The sequence below is a fragment of the Lachnotalea glycerini genome, assembly GCF_003201285.1.
Lineage (GTDB): Bacteria > Bacillota > Clostridia > Lachnospirales > Lachnospiraceae > Lachnotalea > Lachnotalea glycerini.
Map to the genome: position 1 here is coordinate 103,030 of NZ_QICS01000010.1, position 22,228 is coordinate 125,257.

26 protein-coding genes and 2 pseudogenes are annotated in these 22,228 nt (G+C 33.8%); 17 read left to right on the forward strand and 11 right to left on the reverse strand.

Features of this window, described 5'->3' with window-relative positions:
* Nucleotides 1-28: 28 nt before the first annotated feature.
* From C8E03_RS16390 to C8E03_RS16400, 3 genes are read right to left on the reverse strand one after another with little or no spacing between them, the layout of a single operon-like run.
* Nucleotides 29-577 (reverse strand): YeeE/YedE thiosulfate transporter family protein, encoded by a 549-nt coding sequence (locus C8E03_RS16390; RefSeq protein WP_181899284.1) that lies wholly within the window; start codon nucleotides 575-577, stop codon nucleotides 29-31.
* Nucleotides 578-601: 24 nt separating this feature from the next.
* On the reverse strand, nucleotides 602-829 hold the full coding sequence (locus C8E03_RS16395; protein WP_094380326.1) for a sulfurtransferase TusA family protein: 228 nt from the start codon (nucleotides 827-829) through the stop codon (nucleotides 602-604).
* A 38-nt stretch (nucleotides 830-867) separates the two neighbouring features.
* A complete protein-coding gene (locus tag C8E03_RS16400) occupies nucleotides 868-1,554 on the reverse strand; it encodes a YeeE/YedE thiosulfate transporter family protein (protein ID WP_110291603.1) in 687 nt (228 codons plus the stop codon).
* A gap of 222 nt (nucleotides 1,555-1,776) precedes the next feature.
* Here C8E03_RS16400 and C8E03_RS16405 point away from each other — a divergent pair, with 222 nt between their 5' ends.
* Complete coding sequence (locus C8E03_RS16405) at nucleotides 1,777-2,673, forward strand: LysR family transcriptional regulator (RefSeq protein WP_094380330.1); 897 nt, start codon at nucleotides 1,777-1,779, stop codon at nucleotides 2,671-2,673.
* Here the strand turns inward: C8E03_RS16405 and C8E03_RS22870 are convergent.
* Nucleotides 2,651-2,881, reverse strand: a complete 231-nt coding sequence (locus C8E03_RS22870) for a sulfurtransferase TusA family protein (protein ID WP_094380332.1) — start codon at nucleotides 2,879-2,881, stop codon at nucleotides 2,651-2,653. The genes C8E03_RS16405 and C8E03_RS22870 overlap by 23 nt on opposite strands.
* Nucleotides 2,882-3,041: 160 nt before the next feature.
* Between C8E03_RS22870 and C8E03_RS16415 the strand changes: the two genes are divergently transcribed.
* The 4 genes from C8E03_RS16415 to C8E03_RS16430 all read left to right on the forward strand — a co-directional run bounded on the left by C8E03_RS16415 (nucleotide 3,042) and on the right by C8E03_RS16430 (nucleotide 6,676).
* The gene (locus tag C8E03_RS16415; protein ID WP_094380333.1) at nucleotides 3,042-3,725 is read left to right on the forward strand and encodes a Crp/Fnr family transcriptional regulator; all 684 of its coding nucleotides are present in this window, start codon (nucleotides 3,042-3,044) and stop codon (nucleotides 3,723-3,725) included.
* A 177-nt stretch (nucleotides 3,726-3,902) separates the two neighbouring features.
* Entirely contained in the window at nucleotides 3,903-5,540 is a 1,638-nt protein-coding gene (gene hcp, locus C8E03_RS16420; RefSeq protein ID WP_110291604.1) for a hydroxylamine reductase, read from the forward strand.
* Nucleotides 5,541-5,549: 9 nt separating this feature from the next.
* The gene (locus tag C8E03_RS16425) at nucleotides 5,550-6,293 is read left to right on the forward strand and encodes an ATP-binding protein (protein WP_110291605.1); all 744 of its coding nucleotides are present in this window, start codon (nucleotides 5,550-5,552) and stop codon (nucleotides 6,291-6,293) included.
* A 41-nt stretch (nucleotides 6,294-6,334) separates the two neighbouring features.
* Nucleotides 6,335-6,676: a cupin domain-containing protein gene (locus tag C8E03_RS16430; protein WP_110291606.1), complete on the forward strand. Its 342-nt coding sequence runs from the start codon at nucleotides 6,335-6,337 to the stop codon at nucleotides 6,674-6,676.
* A 96-nt stretch (nucleotides 6,677-6,772) separates the two neighbouring features.
* Here the strand turns inward: C8E03_RS16430 and C8E03_RS16435 are convergent, their stop codons facing one another.
* From C8E03_RS16435 to C8E03_RS16450, 4 genes and pseudogenes are all read right to left on the reverse strand, one after another.
* Complete coding sequence (locus C8E03_RS16435; protein ID WP_094380340.1) at nucleotides 6,773-7,480, reverse strand: DUF421 domain-containing protein; 708 nt, start codon at nucleotides 7,478-7,480, stop codon at nucleotides 6,773-6,775.
* A 232-nt stretch (nucleotides 7,481-7,712) separates the two neighbouring features.
* A pseudogene (locus tag C8E03_RS22965) lies at nucleotides 7,713-7,781 on the reverse strand (zinc-ribbon domain-containing protein); the annotation flags it as partial.
* Between the two features lie 9 nt (nucleotides 7,782-7,790).
* The gene (locus tag C8E03_RS16445; RefSeq protein ID WP_110291607.1) at nucleotides 7,791-9,785 is read right to left on the reverse strand and encodes an oxidoreductase; all 1,995 of its coding nucleotides are present in this window, start codon (nucleotides 9,783-9,785) and stop codon (nucleotides 7,791-7,793) included.
* A gap of 216 nt (nucleotides 9,786-10,001) precedes the next feature.
* Nucleotides 10,002-10,532, reverse strand: a complete 531-nt coding sequence (locus C8E03_RS16450) for a PadR family transcriptional regulator (RefSeq protein ID WP_094380344.1) — start codon at nucleotides 10,530-10,532, stop codon at nucleotides 10,002-10,004.
* A gap of 247 nt (nucleotides 10,533-10,779) precedes the next feature.
* Between C8E03_RS16450 and C8E03_RS16455 the strand changes: the two genes are divergently transcribed.
* From C8E03_RS16455 to C8E03_RS16470, 4 genes and pseudogenes are all read left to right on the forward strand, one after another.
* Nucleotides 10,780-11,256 (forward strand): MarR family winged helix-turn-helix transcriptional regulator, encoded by a 477-nt coding sequence (locus C8E03_RS16455; RefSeq protein ID WP_170123030.1) that lies wholly within the window; start codon nucleotides 10,780-10,782, stop codon nucleotides 11,254-11,256.
* Complete coding sequence (locus C8E03_RS16460) at nucleotides 11,213-12,013, forward strand: CPBP family intramembrane glutamic endopeptidase (RefSeq protein WP_170123031.1); 801 nt, start codon at nucleotides 11,213-11,215, stop codon at nucleotides 12,011-12,013. Before C8E03_RS16455 ends, C8E03_RS16460 begins: the two co-directional genes overlap by 44 nt.
* Nucleotides 12,014-12,215: 202 nt before the next feature.
* A complete protein-coding gene (locus tag C8E03_RS16465) occupies nucleotides 12,216-13,592 on the forward strand; it encodes an MATE family efflux transporter (protein WP_094376354.1) in 1,377 nt (458 codons plus the stop codon).
* 157 nt (nucleotides 13,593-13,749) lie between these two features.
* Nucleotides 13,750-14,169: pseudogene (locus C8E03_RS16470) on the forward strand (polysaccharide deacetylase family protein); the annotation flags it as partial.
* Nucleotides 14,170-14,181: 12 nt separating this feature from the next.
* On the opposite strand, the gene C8E03_RS16475 reads toward C8E03_RS16470, so the two are convergent.
* Together C8E03_RS16475 and C8E03_RS16480 are read right to left on the reverse strand one after the other, a co-directional pair.
* On the reverse strand, nucleotides 14,182-15,642 hold the full coding sequence (locus C8E03_RS16475) for a recombinase family protein (protein WP_094376352.1): 1,461 nt from the start codon (nucleotides 15,640-15,642) through the stop codon (nucleotides 14,182-14,184).
* Between the two features lie 170 nt (nucleotides 15,643-15,812).
* Nucleotides 15,813-16,961 (reverse strand): type I restriction endonuclease, encoded by a 1,149-nt coding sequence (locus tag C8E03_RS16480; protein ID WP_110291610.1) that lies wholly within the window; start codon nucleotides 16,959-16,961, stop codon nucleotides 15,813-15,815.
* 297 nt (nucleotides 16,962-17,258) lie between these two features.
* On the opposite strand from C8E03_RS16480, the gene C8E03_RS16485 reads away from it, so the two are divergent.
* On the forward strand, nucleotides 17,259-17,459 hold the full coding sequence (locus C8E03_RS16485; protein ID WP_094376350.1) for a helix-turn-helix domain-containing protein: 201 nt from the start codon (nucleotides 17,259-17,261) through the stop codon (nucleotides 17,457-17,459).
* A 521-nt stretch (nucleotides 17,460-17,980) separates the two neighbouring features.
* On the opposite strand, the gene C8E03_RS16490 is transcribed toward C8E03_RS16485, so the two are convergent.
* A complete protein-coding gene (locus C8E03_RS16490) occupies nucleotides 17,981-18,289 on the reverse strand; it encodes a hypothetical protein (protein WP_110291611.1) in 309 nt (102 codons plus the stop codon).
* Between the two features lie 763 nt (nucleotides 18,290-19,052).
* On the opposite strand from C8E03_RS16490, the gene C8E03_RS22040 reads away from it, so the two are divergent.
* From C8E03_RS22040 to C8E03_RS16520, 7 genes are all read left to right on the forward strand, one after another.
* The gene (locus tag C8E03_RS22040) at nucleotides 19,053-19,217 is read left to right on the forward strand and encodes a hypothetical protein (RefSeq protein WP_170123032.1); all 165 of its coding nucleotides are present in this window, start codon (nucleotides 19,053-19,055) and stop codon (nucleotides 19,215-19,217) included.
* 185 nt (nucleotides 19,218-19,402) lie between these two features.
* Entirely contained in the window at nucleotides 19,403-19,561 is a 159-nt protein-coding gene (locus C8E03_RS22045; protein ID WP_170123033.1) for a hypothetical protein, read from the forward strand.
* A 239-nt stretch (nucleotides 19,562-19,800) separates the two neighbouring features.
* Complete coding sequence (locus tag C8E03_RS16500) at nucleotides 19,801-20,205, forward strand: 3D domain-containing protein (RefSeq protein ID WP_170123034.1); 405 nt, start codon at nucleotides 19,801-19,803, stop codon at nucleotides 20,203-20,205.
* A 16-nt stretch (nucleotides 20,206-20,221) separates the two neighbouring features.
* A complete protein-coding gene (locus tag C8E03_RS16505) occupies nucleotides 20,222-20,485 on the forward strand; it encodes a hypothetical protein (RefSeq protein WP_146212339.1) in 264 nt (87 codons plus the stop codon).
* Nucleotides 20,486-20,514: 29 nt separating this feature from the next.
* Nucleotides 20,515-20,694 (forward strand): hypothetical protein, encoded by a 180-nt coding sequence (locus C8E03_RS16510; protein WP_110291615.1) that lies wholly within the window; start codon nucleotides 20,515-20,517, stop codon nucleotides 20,692-20,694.
* 188 nt (nucleotides 20,695-20,882) lie between these two features.
* Entirely contained in the window at nucleotides 20,883-21,701 is an 819-nt protein-coding gene (locus C8E03_RS16515; protein ID WP_110291616.1) for a rolling circle replication-associated protein, read from the forward strand.
* Between the two features lies 1 nt (nucleotide 21,702).
* On the forward strand, nucleotides 21,703-22,110 hold the full coding sequence (locus C8E03_RS16520) for an RNase H family protein (protein WP_110291617.1): 408 nt from the start codon (nucleotides 21,703-21,705) through the stop codon (nucleotides 22,108-22,110).
* Nucleotides 22,111-22,228 lie beyond the last annotated feature (118 nt).

Below are 22,228 nucleotides of genomic sequence, written 5' to 3' on the forward strand. Positions count from 1 at the left end.
TCAATTAGGCTATAGTCTTAAGCTTTTACTACATGAAATATTTAGCCAGCAGCTTGCTCCCGAAAAAGGCACCTACCAGTAAAAACGCACCAAATATCCAGCCAGATAAGGAGAAAGAAGCGATACTGGTAAATAAAGCACCAATATTGCAGCCCATTGCCATTCTGGCTCCATAGCCCATAAGCAAACCACCGATAACAGCAGCAATAATTTGCTTTATTGATTTAATTTTTTTTATCTTGAATTGCGATGCATATAATGTAGCAATAAGAGCACCAAGGATAATTCCAAGATTTCTGATGGTTCCACCATCTTGTATCAGTCCATTTGCTAAGGTAGCCTGTGTTTTTTCATCAGCAAAAAAGCTCCAGTGATTTACGTTGCCGCCCATTGCTTGAAAAAGCCATGCTCCCCAGTGTGCAAAGGTTGTACTTACTCCCCAGCCATGTTGAAATATAGCAAAATGGGCAATTTGAAACACTGCAAGTAATACAGCACCGGCAACATATGTAATAGGTTCTTTCATTAGCTTTTTATAGATTTCATTGTTTCCAAGCTTTATAAAAAATTCTTTCAATGTCTTTCACCTTTCTTTAAAGTGCTATTTTGTTTTTTCAATAATTACTTCCCACTCACCATCATCTACTTCATCTATTTCAACATTATAGCCTTGAGTTCTTGCCCAGTCAGGTACATTTTTCATGGCACAGCTATGATCGATTGCAACAATCAATACGTCACCAACAGAAAGCTCTGCTATTTTCTTTTCACATTTCATCAGTGGAATAGGGCAAGCCTCTCCCAAACAATCTAAATTAAATTCAGCCATTTTATAAATTCCTCCATTGTATTATTTTAATTTTTAGTTTATTCACTACCCATTTTCTTTTGTTGCCATTTAATAGCAGCTATGTACAAAAGTACAATAATTAATAATTGAACAACAATTGCTCCAAACCATCCCAAAATGTTGGGTAAAAATATTTTTGGAGCGCTTTCGTTTAATGTACTCCAAATTGTCCCCATGTCATGTGCTCCCCATAATGAGCCAATCACAAAGAAGAACAAAGAGACAATTTGCATCGTAAATCCTTCCCCGACACGCATCAGCGTACCGGATGCGCAGCCTCCTGCAATAACCATACCAATACCAAACAGGATGGCACCAAGAATAAGTGGGATCCCAATAGGATTAACCCCCGCCATACTTAAATTTGTTTCGCTTCCGTTTAAAACTGAATTTAGCTTAATCGCAAAAAAGCCTACCGATGCTAAGCTGATTGCAACCAAAACAGCACGAGTAACAGTGGTACTGCCGGTTATAAAAGGATCTCGAAAAGCTGCGGTAAAACAAAATCTTGACCGCTGCAGGGTATAACCAAATAAAAGTCCAAAGGCAAGATAAATGGGAAGCTTAAGGCTAAATCCCGATAAATAAAATCCAAAGCCGATTACTAATACCGTTATTACAAGTGCATAAGGTATCTGACTCTTCTTTGGTTTACGGGGTGCTCTGGTGCGTGAAATACTTGTTTTTTGTTCTTGATCAGGCATTTAAATACCTCCTTTCGTAAAATTGTTAATAATATAACAAACACTGTATTTGAATTATAGCATGAAAAGGCTTTGGTCAGGTAAACGGAAATTACAATAGATGATAAGAAAAACTTATCATACGTTTCACAAATTAGCGATACAAAACTACTTTAATCTGTTATAGTATAAAAAATAGGTTTGGTATGATTTGTATGAGCATCACAATGGGGGAAAGAAAGTATGAATATTGAATTTTTGAAAATGTTGATCGAAGTGGTAAAATGTAAGAGTATTCGAAAAGCATCAGCATCGAAAAGTATCTCACAGTCAGCGCTTAGTCAGGAGATTCAAACAATAGAGCGTAATTTTAATGTTAAGATTTTTGATAGAACACATAAAGGAGTTGAGCTGACGGAAGCGGGTATGATTGTATATAAGCATGCGGTTGAGATTACTGCTTTATACGATAAAATGACAGATGAAATTTCAAATTATCAAAGTAAAAACCAAAAGCTAAGAATCAGTGCTACTTCTGTTGCCTGCTCTTATGCTTTGCCATGTACACTATATCATATCAAGAACAAGTTTCCTTCATACATCATTGAAATGGAGACGTTGCCAAGTAATGAAATCGAGAAAAATATTGCGCTTGGAATCGGAGATATTGGAATTGTGGTTGGAAAACCAGAAAATGAATCCTTTATTTACAAGAGGGTTTATTCGGATCAGTACTATCTGGTTGCCGGGTATCATATGGATGTACCAAGTAAATTAAAAATGAAAAATCTACATCAGTACCCACTTTTAATGCTTTCCAAAACGCAAAAATCCAGGAAGATATTAGAAGCATATTTCAAAGAAAAAGGCTTAGAAATGAATGATTTGAATATTTTATATGATCTGGATTCAATAGAGTCGATTAAAGTTTCGGCGATACAAGAGTACGGATTGGCATTTCTTCCTTATATGGCGATTAAGAAAGAATTATATAATAAACAGTTGAAAATAATTGATTTGGAACATTTTGATTTCAAGTGTGAATATTATACCATTAAAAGAAAGCAGGATTATAATCGCTCGGAGCATATGAGCATTATATCTTATATAGAAAAAATTATACAGAAGACAGTATGTTAGAGATTGTAATTTCCCAAACACCTATAATTGCTTCATTATCATGAAAGGAAAAGTGATGCATGCGGCAAAAATCCTTAATTGAAGTTAAAGAGCAGCTGTGGTCGGTTATAAGCATAACGGTGCCCCCTTTTTTTATATTCGGGATTTCCTTTTCAAGCATGAGTAGAGGAATTGGGCACATATCGCCTAAGCAATCAATTACTTTCATAAGTATACCAACCTTTCTTACAGTGCGGACAAGATTTGCAAATCGATCGCAATATTTTGGAACCGATAGTGTAATAGTGTAACAAAATATAAACTTTGTCAAGAAGTTTAAAAGGTCTTATATAATAGAATAAACATAATTATAATGATAGGAGGCAGATATGGAGGACATGATTTTCGCTCTGCAAAACAGTGTTCTTTGCAAAGGAATGAGCGAAGAACAGATTAGTAATTTTATTAACACCAGTCGTATTACAAAGAGGCAATACAATAAGGGAAGTATTATTTTTCATGAGCAGGACAAGCCGGTAAAGTTATATTTGCTCATGGAAGGCAGGGTTTCGATTTGCAAGGATACGATGTCTGGAAGAAAGATTTTGATAACAGAGATAACCAGATGCGGTGATATATTTGGAGAAATTTATCTTTATATGCAAAAAGAACAGTATAATATTTATGCTACTGTGCAAGAAAATGCAAAGATCATGGAATTTAATTCGGAATTATTTGCTATGAAAAAGGGTATGCTTGAACCCTCTCACATTATTGTATTTCAAAATATTTTAATGCTGTTTGCGCAGAAAGCTTACAACATGAATATGAAATTACAGGTCTTAAGCAGCGGAAATTTAAGACAGTGTCTTGTTAGATTTCTATTTAATCAACAGATGGAAGAAAACGTAATTCAGTTATGTATGACAAGAGAAGCAATGGCAGAATATTTGAATGTGGCAAGACAATCCTTATCAAGAGAGTTTGGCGAAATGCAGGAGGAAGGCCTGATTAAGGTCAATAAAAAAACAATAACAATATTAGATCAAGAAAAGTTGGAGGAATATTTATAAGTCTGATGAAACAGTCGTCAGTGCGGGTTTTATAAATGATAAAATGTATTTACTTAAATGATAAAATGTAACAATTGTGACAGAAATAACAAAACTAACATGCTATGATTCTATTAACAAATAAATAATACTCGAATGTAATCGAGTTCAATATTTCACAATGAATAGGAGAATCATATGGAAAATAAAATGTTTTGTTATCAGTGTCAAGAGACAGCAGGATGTCAGGGATGTACTCAGATGGGTGTCTGTGGAAAAACTCCGGAAGTAGCAGCAATGCAGGACTTACTTATTTATGTAACCAAGGGGTTAGCTGAGATAACAACTAAACTTAGAGATGAAAAGGTAACAATTGAAAAGAAAATAAATCATCTCATTACATGGAACTTATTTACAACTATTACAAATGCCAATTTTGATGAAGCTGTATTTATTGAAAGAATAAAAAATACTTTAGATGTAAAAAAAGAATTATTAAAAAAATTATCGAATCATAGCAGCTTATCAAAGGCAGCTATATGGGAAGAATATGATATAACCCAAATGAAGAAGAAAGCTGCAGAGGTTGGAGTTCTTGCCACTGAAAATGAGGATGTCAGAAGTCTTCGTGAATTAATCACATACGGACTAAAGGGTTTATGTGCTTATTTGAAGCATGCGAATGTACTTGAAAAAGAGAATGAAGCGGTTGATATTTTCGTTCAGGAAACATTAATGAAATTATTAGATGATTCTTTGAGTGTAGATGATCTGATTGGATTAACACTTCAAACAGGAAAATTTGGTGTAGATGGAATGGCACTGTTAGATGATGCCAATACTTCTGCTTATGGTAATCCTGAAATTACAAGTGTTAATTTAGGTGTAAGAGCAAATCCGGGCATTCTGGTATCAGGACATGATTTGCGTGATATTGAAATGTTGCTAGAGCAGACACAAGGAACCGGAATAGATGTATATACCCATTCAGAAATGCTGCCTGCTCATTATTATCCGGCATTTAAGAAATATGATAACTTTGTAGGGAACTATGGAAATGCATGGTGGAAGCAAAAAGAAGAATTTGAAAGCTTTAACGGACCGATTTTAATGACAACTAACTGTATCGTGCCTCCAAAGTCTAGTTATAAAGAACGTTTATTTACAACCGGAAGTGCAGGTATGGTAGGCTGTAAGCATATACCGGGCAGTGAGGGTGAAAAGAAAGACTTTACAGAATTGATTAATCTGGCAAAGACCTGTCAGCCACCAACAGAAATTGAAACAGGAAGTATAGTGGGAGGTTTTGCTCATAATCAGGTATTTGCGTTGGCAGATAAAGTGGTTGATGCGGTTAAATCTGGAGCGATCAAGAAGTTTGTCGTTATGGCAGGCTGTGACGGCAGAGCGAAATCAAGAAATTATTATACCGATTTTGCAAAGGCTTTACCAAAAGATGCGGTTATTTTGACAGCAGGTTGTGCAAAATATAAGTATATCAAATTAGATTTAGGAGATATCGGAGGAATACCAAGGGTATTGGATGCAGGACAATGTAATGACTCCTACTCTTTAGTACTGATAGCATTAAAATTACAAGAGATTTTTGGATTGGAAAGTGTCAATGATTTACCAATTGCCTATAATATTGCATGGTATGAACAAAAAGCAGTAATTGTATTACTATCTTTGCTCTACTTAGGCGTAAAAAACATTCATTTAGGACCAACGCTTCCAGCCTTTTTATCACCAAATGTTGCAAATGTATTAGTAGAAAATTTCGGTATTGCAGGAATTACCGATGTTGAAAATGACATGAAGCTCTTTTTTGAATAGGAGGAGACTATGATTAGGCAGATTATAAAGATAGAGGAAGAGAAATGTAATGGCTGTGGAGCTTGTGCCAGTGCTTGTCATGAAGGAGCAATTGCTATGATTGATGGCAAAGCAAAGCTGATTCGGGATGATTATTGTGATGGCTTGGGTAACTGTTTGCCGGTCTGCCCAACAGGTGCAATTACATTTGAAGAAAGAGAAGCGGCTGAATATGATGAAGAAGCAGTGGAACAGTACCAAAAGAATAAGAAGCAAATGCAGGAGCAAAGTAGTGGTGCTTGCCATACAGGCGGTTGTCCTGGCAGCGCAGCGAGGGCATTAAAGCAAGAGAACGCAGAGAAGATAGAAGAAGAGATACAAGAAAGTCACACTTACGCAGCAAAAAAAAGTGAGCTGATGCAATGGCCGGTGCAAATCAAGCTCGTTCCAGTAAATGCCCCTTATTTTGATAATGCAAATCTTTTAATTGCTGCAGACTGTACTGCTTATGCATACGCTAATTTCCATCAGGATTTTATTAAGAACCATATTACGCTCGTAGGCTGTCCGAAGCTTGATGAGGGAGACTACTCAGAAAAATTAACCGCAATTATTAAAAACAATCATATTAAGAGTGTGAAAGTAGTTCGTATGGAAGTACCATGCTGTGGTGGAATGGAGCATGCTGTTATACAAGCATTAAAAAATAGTAATAAAATGATCCCTTGGCAGGTGGTAACGATTTCTTGTGATGGAAAAATATTAGATAACTAAATCACTTAATTTCTTTATTAAGCAAAGAAGGGAGAGAGAAAATGAGTATAAATAATACAATTATGAAAAATATAGTCAAATCAGAAGTAGTAGAATTAAAGGAGCAGGTTGGATATTTGGAGCATCAGGTGGTAAGCAAGACCTTAGTTCAGAATGAAGCTCTTAATATTACATTGTTTGCATTTGACAAAAACGAGGAAATCAGTTCTCATGAATCTAAGGGAGATGCTTTTGTTACATGCTTGGACGGCGAAGGTGAAATCACAATTGATGATGCAAAATACAGTTTAACTGAAGGTCAGTCAATAGTAATGCCTGCACGGCATCCACATGCTGTTTTCGGAAAAGAAAAATTTAAAATGCTGTTAGTAGTCGTGTTTTAACATTGTAATAGTGGTATAGCTTAAGGGGTATCAAAATTATTGATATCCCTTAAGTATGTCATATAATTAAAATAGATTCTGTTGAATTGACATGTATCATTCAAAAAGATCAAGCATCATTTTTTCACCATGCTTTTTGTATACCTGAAGCTTGTTATTTAAATCGCAAGTAGCTAAAAAAATATCTGAAATTTCTTTGATATCATGAGATTTCAACTGATCTATCAGCCATTTTTCATTTTTCCCGGTATGTTTTAGGTTTTCAAAAAGAATATTACCATCTATAATCACGTTGGCTACCAAATTATCCTGAGTTGGCTTAATGCCAAGATCTTTACCAATAATAGGGCGCTGGTCAGATACAGGAAGAATACTCACTTTACCGTTTGCTTCTAATATTATTGTTTGAATATTAGATAAATCGAAATATCCATTGATTCTTAATTGTGACATAAATTCATTAATATCTATTCTGGCTTTTTGCAAATTTTTAGAAAATATCTCTCCATTATCAAATAGTATAATAGCTTTTCCTGTGACTAGTCGCCTGAGCTTGATAGATTTATCAGTTAAAATGGAAAGCAAAAATATAATAATTCCATATACCAGCATTGCGACAAATGGCTTTAAAGAATCTGTAAATTCAGTGGTAGCAAGCTCCGCGGCAATGGAACCGATTGTAATACTGTTAATGTAATCAAACATGCTAAGCTGTGACATTTCACGGTTACCAATCAGCTTGGTTATGATAAATAAAGTTAGAATAGAAACCAGAGAGGTAAAAAGTGCCTGTAATATTTCCATTTTTAAGCTTCCTTTCTAATGTATTGAAACTATAGCAATTAAAATATTACTGTTAGTATCGTTACTTTCTATAAAATTATGTATGAAAGTAGTAAATTAACTTAAGTTTGACTAAATAAAAATGCCATTTGTGATTTCTTTTTTGAAAAACAACTTCTTTTTATGTACTACTGATTAAATAATAATGTAAAGAAATACACCCTCTTTGATCAATGAAGGTGTATGTTCAATTTTATTCTATTTTTTTACCACACTTTGTACAGAAGAGATTAACTTTTGTAAGTGAGTTTCCGCACTGCTCGCAGTAGCCTTAAATATGGTTGGCAACTTCATAGGCATCCCAAATAGCATACATAATGTTTGATACCTTTTTGGCATCTCCGAGTAAATGTAAATCAGAAACCTCAAATTCCAAATCATAATATAAAGAGTTTTGCTCCTGATAACCAACAGAGAGTATAACACTATCACAGGTAATTTCTTTTTCACCGTCAGAAGTAGTCATTTTCAACTGACCATTTTCAAATTTGTTTACCTTAGCATCAGTTATTACATCAATGTGGTTGAATGGAATTAATTTCTCTAGCATTTCACTGTTAGCATGACAAAGAGGTCCGTTTACGGCCAGTATTTTGTGAAGAGCTTCCACAATGGTTACCTTTTTACCTTGTTTTGCAAGCCAAAGAGCAGTTTCACAGCCGACTAGACCGCCACCAACTACAACAGTAGTTTCACCTGCATCTTTAGAGCCAAGCAATACCTCAGAAGCAGTATATACCTTGGCATTATCACCCAAAGAAAAGACTTTAGGAGTAGAGCCGGTTGCAATGATGACCGTATCACATTTTGATGATAATACCATATCTTTTGAAACTGTAGTATTTAAATGAACGGGAATGTCTAAGTCCTTTAACTGATTGGTAAACCATTTTGCTAAAGCGATATCATCCTCCTTAAAATCAGGAGCTCCGCCCGGAATTAAATTACCGCCTAATTGAGAAGATTGTTCGTAAACTTCCGGTTCATGACCACGAAGCTTCAATACTCTGGCAGCTTCACAGCCGGCAATACCACCGCCAACAATCATAACCTTTTTCTTCTTTAAAATTGGAGTTAATGCAGTGGCACGTTCGCGACAGGCTTGTGGATTTACTGCGCAGTTTAACATTGAGTATTCCTGAATACGCCCCATACAGCCTTCTTGACATGAAATACAAGGGCGAATAGACGACGCCTGATTCATTCTTAATTTGTTTACATAATCTGGATCAGCAAGTAGTGGTCGACCCAGGCTAATCATGTCACAGGTTCCATTATCAATAGCTTCTAAGGCCATAACAGGATTGTCCATTCTACCGGCGCAAATAATAGGAACGCCAACAGTCTCTTTCATTATTTTAGAAAAAGGACGATATAAGCCCTTTTCCTGATACATTGGCGGATGACTCCAATACCAAGAATCATATGACCCAACGTCAACATCCAAAGAATCATAGCCATAAGCTACTAATAATTTGGCTGCCTCAATTCCCTCTGGTAAGTCTCGTCCCTTTTCTATGAATTCTTCACCGGGTAAAGCACCATCACGTAAATCCTTAATAAAGCTCTTAGGACTGTAGCGAAGCGCAACAGGAAAATCCTTTCCGCAGCGAGCCTTGATTTCTTCAACAATCTCTTTAGCAAAACGAAGGCGATTTTCAAGACTTCCTCCGTATTCATCTGTTCTTTGATTAAACAATGAGATAGCAAATTGATCAATTAAATAACCTTCATGCACCGCATGAATTTCAACACCGTCGAAGCCAGCACGTTTTGCATGAAAAGCACCATCTCCGAATTTCTTAACAATGCTCTTGATTTCCTCAACAGTTAATGCACGACAGGTCTTATCAAGCCATCTATGCTGGATTGGAGATGGAGCTACGGGTGGGTAATCACCAAGATTGGTTGGAATTGTTACACGTCCAAATCCACCGGACATTTGTAAGAAAACCTTGGCGTTGTAAGCATGAATTCGTTCAGTCATTTCTCGTCCGGTTCTTACAAACTGAACCGGATTATGTGTGGAACAAGGAACATTAGGCATACCGTGTTCCTCTACTTCATTGTCGACAAAGGTTACCCCCGTAATGATTAATCCGGTTCCGCCCTTGGCACGCTCGGTATAATAGTCAATACCACGTTGATTAAAGCCACCTTCTGCATCGGCAAGACCAAGAGGTCCCATCGGAGCCAGAGCAAACCGGTTTTTAATTGTGACAGAGCCAATTTTAATTGGTGTAAAAAGATTTTTGTACTGAAACATAAATACCTCCTTGTTAAAATGTTATCATAAATTTAGCATATCATACACATAAAAACATGTCAATAATTACATGATTGAATAAAAATAAATAAGGACTGTTGTAAAAAAGAAATACCCAATATAACATAATTTATTTATTATTTTATAATTTAGTATTTCCAATTTAGTTACAACAAATCCTTATTTTTTCTAAAACATATTTACTTTAAGTCTCATCTACAACTTGCTTAGACATATTTTTAACCAGTCTAAATAAGCATTTTCGCGCATGATAGCGCTTAATAATACCATATAATCCCCAAATTCGACGGAGCCTATTAAGGGTTCATGGCTATATTCATCCAGACGCTGCTTAAGAAATTGATATTTAGCAAATCGTTTTTCATATTGATCCTTAATCAGGGCTTTTAGCTGGTTCTGATTCATATTTTCTGAAAAGTACATTCGTAAGCGAAAGACATCCTTAGGGGTCGGCTCCAGTTCCTCTGCAATAAGAAGCCATTGCGCCAAATCAGTTATACCTTCTTTGGTAATCGAATATACTTTTTTTTCTAGAACTTCACCACTAATCTGAACTTCATATTTGATTAATCCTTCTTCTGTTAATCGTTTTAGTTCAGGGTAAATCTGGCTATGCTTAGCGTGCCAGAAGTTCATTAAATCCCGGTCAAATTCTTTGGATATATCATATCCTGTCATTGGATGTCTATTTAATAATCCCAGAATGGCATATTTTAATACACGCATAGTTCCTCCATTATAAAAATTAATGCAATCCTTTCAAAAAAATGCTGAGAGGCAATTGTTAATATCATAGCAATATCAATACAATAGCACTATAGATAATGCTTTGTCAAATGCCAATCGAGCATTTAATTCATGATAAGGAAAGCAATTGATATGATTTATCTTATCTAGATAAAATAAATTGATATTTGTAATAATATGTATTATAATAATTAGACAATATATTGTCTAAATGAAAGGAGGTAATATGGAATTATTTTTAATACAGCAAATTTATGCGACATTATTTGCTACAAATAATAAAATACAGACAATGTTTGACAAACAATATAAGGATTTAACGTTACGTCAATTTATGCTTTTGCTGGCAATCAGTCACATACCTGAGGGAGAATGTACGTTTAACAGGTTAGCAAAGCAATTAGGAACTTCAAAGCAGAATATTAAGCAATTAGTGACTATTTTGAAAGAAAAGAGATATATTCTGGTTGAAGCTAGTAAAGTGGATAAGCGGGCAAAAAATATTAGTTTAACACAAGGTGGAATTGAGATAGGAGTAGCTTATGCAGAGGTTGGAAATGTTTTTTTGAACAATATTGCAAGTCAGTTTACAATGGAAGAATTAGAACAACTTTGGAATCTGCTAAAACGATTTTATGCTTTTGATGGAGTGCAGATGGATGGTTTTGACATCCATCCTAACAATGAGAAAGGAAGAGATTAAAATTAAAGATAAAATAATTGTGAATTATTTAATGATAACATTTCTTATATCATATGGATTATGGGGAACGATTATTATTGCAAATCAATTCGGATATTTAAAAATCAAAAATCCAGTTTGTATGAGTTTATTGTTATTAGGTGCTTTTGGTCCAACAATTAGTTCCTATATTGTGCAAAAAAAAGATGGAAGGATTTCTAGCTTAAAAGATTTTATCAGAAAAGCTTTTCGTTTTAAAGATTCAGTGGTTTCATATAGTTTGGTAATACTTTTTCTTGTATTATATTTTATCTATCCTGCAATCAGAGGCAGAGTGACATTGGGAATTCCTATTTACCTATCTGTGTTAATGATTCCGCTTATGTTATTTGGAGGTGGAATGGAAGAGGTTGGATGGAGATGGGTTCTGCAACCAGAGTTAGAGAAAATATTTCCTTTTGGTGTGGCTACGGTTATTACATCATTAATTTGGACATTTTGGCATTTACCACTGTTTTTTATTAAAGGTTCATCTCAGTCATATGTTAATTTTTTTGCATTTCTTATTCTGTTAATTGGTATGTCTTTTGCTCAAGCTACAATATATGGATATAGTAAAAATATTTGGTTATGTGCACTTGTTCATTGCTCTTTAAATGCACTTCCTATTACCTTTGTATTTGAAGAAAGTGTATCTATAAATATAGGTATTTCAATTATCATGGTAGTAGGTTCACTAATAGTAAGACAGGTATTAAAAAAGTCCATCACTTATTAAAACATTCATAAATATAATAGTTTATAAAATCCTCAAGAACATGTATAATGTAACTTATCGTAAGAAAATCAAGCGTCAGCGAAGCTGGCATTTGATTTTAACGATAAGTTAACGAGTTTCCCAAGGAAACGAGTGAAGAAATGAAACGAGAAGAATCAAAGTATTAATGAACATACGATAAGGCAAAATATTTGGAGGAACTATGAAAAAGTACATTGGGGATAAGAAATTTTACAAAATGGTATTAATTTTGGCAATACCAGTTATGATACAGAATGGAATAACAAACTTTGTCAGCTTATTGGATAACATTATGGTTGGACAGGTTGGAACGGAGCAGATGTCAGGCGTTGCAATTGTCAATCAATTAATTTTTGTATATAATTTATGTATTTTTGGAATTGTATCAGGTGCCAGTATATTTGGAACGCAATTTTACGGAAAAGGTAATTATGAGGGGATGAAAAATGCATTTCGATTTAAAATCATCTCTTGCATTATTATGAGTGGAATTGGAATTTTTATTTTATATGGTTTTCAAACCGAATTAATTTCCCTTTATCTGCATGAGGGAAGTGGCATTGGAGATATTAATGCGGCATTCAATTATGCAAGGGAATATCTGCTTATTATGCTCACAAGTCTGGTTCCTTTTGCAATTTCACAGGTTTATTCTAGCACGCTGCGTGAAATGGGGAAAACAGTAGTACCCATGATTGCAGGAATTGTTGCTGTATTTGTAAATATGGTATTGAATTATATTTTGATTTTCGGTAAATTTGGCGCTCCTGTATTAGGCGTGCAAGGTGCTGCAATTGCAACGGTAATTGCAAAATACATGGAATGTATCATTATAGTGACTTGGGTGCACCGACATGCAGCTGATAATAAATTTATTATTGGAGCTTACCAAAGCTTTGCAATACCAAGGCAGTTGGTAAAGCAGATTATGATTAAGGGTGCTCCGCTGATGGTTAATGAGGCACTTTGGGCAAGCGGAATGGCAATTATTATGCAGTGCTATTCAATAAGAGGGCTTGAGGTGATTGCGGGAATGAATATTTCTACGACTATATCAAATATGTTTAATATTGTTTTTATTGCCCTGGGAAGCTCAGTTGCTATTATAATTGGACAATTATTGGGGGCGAACAAGATGGATGAGGCAAAGGATACAGATGCCAAATTAATTTTTTTCTCAGTAGTAAGCTGTATTTTTATTGGAATTATTATGGCTATCGTGGCACCACTGTTTCCGGCTATTTATAAAACCAGCGATGAGGTTAAATATCTGGCCAGCCGATTTATCATGGTGGCAGCGCTATGCATGCCAATTAATGCATTTACACACGCAAGTTATTTTACGCTTCGTTCAGGTGGAAAAACAATTATCACCTTTTTGTTTGATAGCGTATTTGTGTGGGTTATTAGTATACCGGCGGCTTATTTTTTGACAAGGTTCAGCGACTTACATATTATTATGGTTTATTTAATTTGTCAGCTATTGGATATTATAAAATGCATCATTGGATATATTCTTATTAAAAAAGGTGTTTGGTTGCAGAATATTGTGGTGTGATAAGAAGTTACGTTATATATAAAAAAACTCTGACATATAATAATTGTAAGAGGATTATGTTGGAGTTTTTATGAAATTTGATTACAATAAGATATTCCATAATACCGAAACATTTATTAAAGATAAACTGAAAAGAAATGGGGTTATGGCAGGAGCAATGCTAATATTGCTAGCGGTTGGGATGCTATTTACACCAAAACTGGTATCGATAACCACAAGCACAAATGCAAGTAAAAGAGAGCTTCCCATTTACTGTGTGGAGACACAAAAACCTCAAGTCGCATTAAGCTTTGATGCAGCATGGGGAAATGAAGATACACAAAAAATTTTGGATATTCTTGCAAAACACGAGGTTAAGGTTACATTTTTTATGACAGGAGGCTGGATAGAGGAATATCCAGAGGATGTAAAAAATATTGCACAAGCCGGTCATGATCTGGGCAATCATAGTGAAAATCATAAGCAAATGTCACAACTTAGCAAGCAGGAGTGTATTGAAGAAATTCAAAAGCCGCATGAGAAAGTAAAGGAACTGACTGGAATTGATATGTTTTTATTCAGACCACCTAATGGTAATAGGGTATAATGATTAAGATAAAAAATAATAAATCTTAACTGTTTCGTTTTTCTTATCATATACAATCTCTGAAATAATAGACTTTATAGCAGTGTTCTTTTCATTTCTTGTTGCAGATTCAGAGATAAGGATATCATAAACATTTGATATTCTTTGCAACATTTCTTCAGAATTTTTTTCAGAAGACAACGACTCTATAGCTTCGATCTGATTTAAAATATCTTGTTTTTCATCTGTAATAATTTTTTTATTTTCTCTATATTCTTCAAGAGTATCAACACCATTCCTATAAGCTTCTTTGATTCTAAATTCCTTTTTATCGTACTTATCAAGAGCGTTATATAGCGCTTCTAATTCACTAGATTTTTCAATAGAAGCAATGTTTGTATATTCAAGCTCTTTATTAAGCATTGCCTCCTGGATATCCTTTAATATTGCTTTTTCAATTTTGGTTGTCCTTATGTAATGTGATTCAGTACATTGATGTTTTTTATATCCAGAACATTGAAAACCCGGTCGCTGTCCACCGTTTGAAACTAAGCTTCTACCGCAAGAAGAGCAACGAAGCATAGCACTTAACCAATGAATTTGACTTTCAGGTGGTAAAGCTTTATATTTATACTCACGTTTTAACCTTGCTTGAGCTAATTCAAATAGTTCCTTTGATATAATAGCTTCATGAGTACCTTTACGAACAATAACTTCATCATGATCCATTTTATTACGCTTTTGACGAAATTCAAAGGGCACACCCCACATGACAAGACCACAATAAACAGGATTATCTAATATATATTTTATAGGTCTACTGAAAAAAGGGTTGCCATGAATAGTAACGGCTCCTAAATTATTTAATTCTTTAGCAATGGCATAAAAAGACATATTGCGATAAACATAATCCTCAAATATCTTTACAACAAAAGCTCTGTTCTTCTCATCGATAACTATATTGCCGTTATCATAAATATAACCAAATGGCGTCCTAGTTTGCCTAGTTCCCCTTAATGCATTCTCTGTCATACCCCTTTTTACTTCACCGGATAACCGAATTGAATAGTATTCATCCATCCATTCTATAATACGTTCAATTAAAGAACCAAATGGACCGTCAATGAGCGGTTCTGATATACTGATTACATCAATATTGTTTTTCTTAAGTAAAGATTTGTATACAATACTTTCTTCCTGATTTCTGGCAAAACGGCTGTATTTCCATACAATAATAACATCAAAGGGATGTTCTTTTGATTTGGACATACTTATCATTTTCTGAAATTCAGGACGCTTATTAGCATATTTTCCAGAAATACCATTTTCAACGAATATAAATTCTTCAGGAACGAAAATATTATTTTTCTTAGCATACTCAAGCAACAAGCGCTTTTGAGCGTCAGGGGATAATTCCTCTTGTTTATCTGTGCTAACCCGGATATATGCAGCACCTGTCAGGATTTTAGAATTAAAGTCACTCATGATAATAACTCCTTTGCAATTTATCTAATAATATTACAATACATTATAGCATGACATCTATTTGCTTGTTAAGGACGAATGATTATATCATTTTAGTCTGATTTAGTCGTTTAAGCCGTTCCTAGTAGTGTAGGGGCGGGTTTTGCCATAATGTATTTAAACTTTCACTACTAAGCTTTTAGTGTTTTCAAATCTGTTCGCGGTCCCCTTGTCAGATCAATGCAATATGGTTCAGGCATTTCATAGGTACCCCATTTTGTATGTAATAATTCCGTAGGGATGTCTTTGAACGGAAGTAAATACCGATTTGCAATATTGATTATTTGACTAGAATATTCAACTATCTGATCCATATCACACAGGGAATATCTTAATTCTTTTTTGCTTTCATCTGGTACGATAAAAGTTTTTGAAGTATTTGTTAAAATTAATCGGCATAACCATTTTCTAGAATTATTTTCATAAAGAACTGCTATATATGATTCAGTATATTTAAAAGAAATTTTATCAATATCAACAGTGTTTTTAAGGATTTCTTTTATAATTGAAAGAGCCTCCCATTCTTCGCTGGTACTCAAATTAGAATCTTTTTCCGTATTTTCGATACTCGCAGTATTCAAGGCGGATTGAAGCCTTTCATTTAGAACCTCGTTAAGATAGTCGTTCAGCGATTTTTTGAGTACAGGTCTGAATTTTTCAAGTACTGTTTGAGTTTTGGCACCTTTATATATTGACTGTAAAAACAATTTTACGAAATCATCAGATGGTCTTTGAAACTGTTGCTCTATAATACCCTTGAAAATACTATTATACTTTAGCAAAGAAGCAGTATTCATGATATCGGGAATATCAAGCATCTCTTTTTTGAATTTTATGATTTGGTTTATCTGATTGTCTTTTAGGTTTAATATATTTAGATAAAGGAATGGCTCTTTATCCATTTTATTTTTCTCATCCAAATCCGTATAAAATCTATACTCGATACCATTTGTAAGAATAGCAAATTTGGCAGAAGTGGCTACGTAATACCTAAAGAGTTGAGAACTATGCCTATCCAACTTTTTATTAGAAGCCTTTGCTTCTATCAGTATAACTGGTTCGCCGTTAAGTAAAATTGCATAATCAACTTTTTCACCTCTTTTAATTCCAACATCAGCAGTATATTCGGGGCAAAATTCAGATGGATTAAAAACATCATAGCCTAAAAGCTGAAAGAACGGAACAATCAATGACATTTTTGTTGCTTCCTCTGTTTGTGCGGCATCTTTTAGGGAAGCTGCCCGCTCAATAAAATTTTTAAATTCGTCTTTGAAATCCATATTTTTCCTCCTCTTTATCAGTTCGGTTGTTTTTTGTTTTTGTTTTATACTTTTTTCATACACAATAAAATATGCGTAAATTTTATTGTTATAATTTTAATTATAATTATCCAAAATATACCAAAATAAGTCAATAGTGAAATAACGATAAAAACCGACATTTAACACCTTAAATTGCCAGAAGTTATTTTTCCCTATTTTGTTATAATTAATAAAAGGGGGATGTGTATGTCTGAAAAAACGTAGGCTATATCTTTACTACCGCCTGTGATTTATATCATCTTATCAGGAGGATATATGATAACGATTAACACATATAAAGCACATATTGATAGAAATATCAGTACAAGGAAATTGGCAGAGCTAACAGGGCTGAGTAAGAGCACGATCAATAATATAGATTGTGGAAAGACCTCACCAAATTTGCAGCAGCTAGAAGCAATTGCAAAAGCGTTAGATCTAAAAATGACAGAGCTGTTTAAATCGGAGTATAAATAATTTATCATATCATATATTACAGCCAAAATCTTTCAAAATGAAAAATGTCCAGAATTATGGACATTTCAATATTTTCTATTTATTTAGACAAGATATTTGTTATAATGCTGTAAAGGAAATGAAAGGGGAGCTATACAATGCAATATACAAAAGAAAATCTTAATTACAAACAATTACTCATAGCAGTGATAGAAAATTTTAACGAGGAGCAGCTAAAAAAATTGTATTATATAGCAATAGGGATGAAAAAGGAATAGCCAACAAAGACTATTCCTTTTTTTCTTTCTGGATACAAGTCCTATAAATCCTTATAAATATTTGTAATGAAAAACTAGCAAGTAAGCAAATCGTTGGTGAAAATTTCAAACACCAAAGAATCACAAACAATAATATACTTATTCCAGCCTCCCACGGTTTCATAGTATATTTTGACGTTAATATGCGTTTAATATTTTTCAAGTGTATGCCCCTATTCCTTTTTTTTCGTTTTGATAAACTTACTAAATTCTTCATATAAGTAATTAATTATTAGACGATAATCCTGAAATAATTGTATCTGTCTGTGTTGCATCAACTAGAATTTTATTTAATTCAAATGTATCATCAGTTTTTACTATTGTCAGGCTTAAAAATGCATTATCATCTAAATCAAGATAATTAACGGAAATAAATTTGAAATTAAGATTGTCTGGAGTAGTTTCATAAGCAATCTTATAATATTTCATTGAAGAAATAAATTTATTTATAATATCTGTTACGTTTTCAGAAGTGACGGATATATCAGTATGTACTAATACATTTAAAGAATCAGCTGATGAAGAGCATTCCACATTTTCGCCGTAAGAAGTTTTTGCCCAAGCGGTGGCATATTGTAGAGGGCTCTTGGCTTACACTTGAACCGCATGCAGTAATAAATAATGAAATACTAATTAGAATGGTAACAGTTAATAATTTGTTGTAAATTTTCATATAATCCCTCATTTCGATAAATAGTTTAAAAAGTTACGATACTATTATCCGAAATTTATCACGATATGTCAATGAATATAAACGTATTAATTAAAAAAAGAATAGCACAAAACTATTCTTTTTTCTTTTTGTCATATTTCTCAAATTCTTTATATAAGTAATCAAAGTTGCTTGATAATCTTTTTGAAAAATTAAAAATTGAAAAGCCTGATTTAACATATAAGTTTTGAATCAATCTTATTAAGAACTTTAGCGGGTAAAGGTATTACGGAATATCTATCGATTGTGTACGAGTCGGATTCACTAATAGTTACAGGCTTTCCGGATAGTTGCTTGTCAATATAACTCACTTCATTTTTAGCAAAGTGAGAAATTGAGGTGAGTCCTATTAGTTCTAACTGATGTTCACCTTCAAAATTCGAACAACAAGAATATAAATCTAATATTTGACCTTCATGTAGTGAATTATTACGGTCAATGTGATAAGCAATCATAATATGCTCCTCTCTTATCTATTTCAACATGCCAGTGCTGATAAGAAAGGTATAAATAAGAAAAAGGATTAATTCAACAACATAACTATAAAAGTAGAAATAATATTTAATCAGAAAGGTTGGTGAGAGTATGAGTCAAACGCTATTAACAAGAGAAGAAATTGAAAAGAGACTTCCAAAGCTTGAAAGAATGGCAGAAATTTGGGGAAAGTCAGATGAGTATGGAAAAGGATATTTGCAAGGAACAATTAACACATTAGCAGCAGTTGCAAATACATCTAAGAAAACTGCATAGTATGAGGGCTTTGCGTATTCATCTCAGAAAGGAAAGCAATCATAAATTAGAACTCCTTTCAAATGTATTCAGCAATTCAGTGCTGATAACAACAGTATAGAAAAATCGTAAAAATTTACAAGAAATGAAATAGATAGTCAACAAGTACAAGCAAAGCAACATAAATTAAAACTGGAGGTGATCCTATGAAAGAACTAAAAGTAGTTAGATACATAAAAATGGATGGTAAGTGTATGCCATGGAGTGATTTAACAGAGAAAGAACAAGAAGAACTAAAAGAAAAATTAAATCAGCAAGGTATGAAATCATTAGGATATGTTCCAGTAAAAAAGGAAACCGCTTAGGCGGTTTATGGAGGACAAGCTAAAAAGTGACAAAAATGAACTCAATGAATCAAGAGATAACAAATAAAGAATCGTTGACTACATAGGGAAAAGTAATTAGTCATAATTTTAAATGTTAGAAAGGAGAATACTCGTGAATCTGGACAATAAAACAGTGGGTGAGTTAATTGATTCATATGAAGAAAATGAACAGACAGTCACAATCAATGACGGACATGTATTCATAAATAAGAAAGAGGGTGAGAGGGATTAAAAAGAAAATCTCATTAATAGCAGCATTAATAATTTTATGCTTCGTTGTACAAGCTGATGCAAAGCAAAGTAATTTCTATGGACAAGTTAACAAGTTTACTGTTTATGGTTATTGCGCTTGTAAAAAGTGCTGCGGTAAAACGGATGGCATTACTTATACGGAAACCAAAGCCATTCAGGATAGAACCATAGCAGTAGATCAAAATAGTATACCCTTAGGTTCTACTGTGCTAATTTATTATGAAAACAGCTTAGTCGGGATATATCAAGCAGAAGATATAGGTGCAGATATTAAGGGCAATAAGATTGATATGTATTTTGACTCTCATTCAGATGCGAATGACTGGGGTGTAAGAGAATGCGAAGTGATTATCGTGGATGCGAAAGGGTAAAGAAAGGACTTTATTAGTGAAAATAGAAAATAGCATTAAAACAAGTGAATTTGAAGTGGCACGAAAGGAAGCTTTTAGCATCAAAGGCAGTAGCAGTGGAATGAGGTACATAGGAGCAGTTGAGTACAAGGATGGAAATGTAAATAAATTTTTTAAAGATGAAAACGGAGACTACTGGTTCGAAAGTTGGCGAAGAGTAAATGACAAGCTGATAACCGAAGAGGAATATATCTTTGGAAAGAAAATAAAGTCATTTAGGAAAAGAGCAGCCTATTACTAAAATAAAAATAAGTCGGGAGGGGAGACACGATGAAAAAGCTTATAAATTCTATAAAAGTTGTAAGAATAAATATTTGCGTCAAATTGCATATGAACGGATTTACAACGCTTGCATATTTTGTAGACAAAGAGACATGTACCTATCTGGATTATTTGAAAAGAGTAGCAAGGATAGTGAAAGAGCATTGTATTAATGAATCTGATGATTAAATTAGGATTTAGGAGGTATGGAAAAATATTGGTACAGATTTAAGCATAACGATATAGAATCACAAATGCCATAAGACAATAAAACTATATTAATAATTATATCAAAAGTATGGCAGAAAGTCAATAAAATCAAGGGTTTTCATGCCCTTTGAGTAACATTCTAAGTATATTAAAGTTAGAGGTGGACAATGGCATACTGGAAAGATACATGGCCGTTTATTAATTCAATTGAGTATGAATATAAGTTCGCAGGGAATTACGGAGCAAAGGGAGAAAAAAGGGGAGAAAGAAAAAAGGCTACTCCGGAACAAATCAAAAAGCAGAATCAATTGAACAAAGAAAAACGTATGAGAAGAGTAATCAAAGCCAATTTCTTATCGGAAGACTACTGGATTACATTAAAGTATCCAGAGGGAACGAGAAAGAAAGTGGAGGAAGTGAAAAAGGAACTCAAAAAGTTCCTTGATGATATGAGGAAAGCATATAAGAAACGAAGTGAAATATTCAAATTCATATATCGGATGGAGATCGGAGAGCTTGGTGGAATCCATATTCATATTTTACTAAACCGAATACAGGGAAAGCCACATACAGATTTATTGATCAAGGAGCTGTGGCCTCATGGGACAATTAATTATCAAACCTTATATGAATATGGTGGATATAAAAAACTAGCAAATTATATCGTGAAGCCTCCAGATGAAGAGGTATATGAACAACTTAGTCTATTCGAGGAAGAGGAACAAAAGCAATTCATAAGATATTCTTCTTCGAGGAATTTAATCCGGCCAGAACCAGAACGAAAGGTATACCGAAGATGGACGGTAAAACAACTAATCGAAGATGGACCAAAACCAACCAAAGGTTTTTACATAGACAAAGATTCAATCATAGTCGGAGTCAATAAGTATACCGGAATGTCGTACCTACAATACACCGAATGCCGCATCAATGAAATCAAAGATCGAGAAGAATACGAGAAATTAAAACAGGAAGGAGTGGGATAACTTGTTTGACGTAAATATTTACATAGAGACAACCATCAAAAGCGCCAACGTGGGTGCCGGATACTACGGCTATGTAGTTGAGTATATGCTCCAAAAGAAGCAAGAATCGATCACCAGAGTAGAGATAGAAAAGGAAGTTAATATTACGGCAAATCAACTTTATCTTATGGCATGTTATAGAGCTTTAGAGATACTAGAAAAACCTTGTGACATTATCATTTATACTGATTCGGCTTACCTACAAAACGGCATCAATACATGGATGCACCAATGGTATCAAGCAGACTGGATTGGTGCAAAAGGAGAACACATCAAAAATTTAGATCTATGGAAACCGTTGCATGAAATTGCAAGTAAACATTTAATCAAAGTAGAAAATGTCAAAGCCTATATTATTAGTATATTATAAAGCATTTTATGAGTTTTAGATAGATACAATAATTTAGTCTTTAATTAAGTAATTGTACATTGACAACTGAATACGGTATGTTTATATTACTATTTGCTTAAAAATAAATATTGTTTGT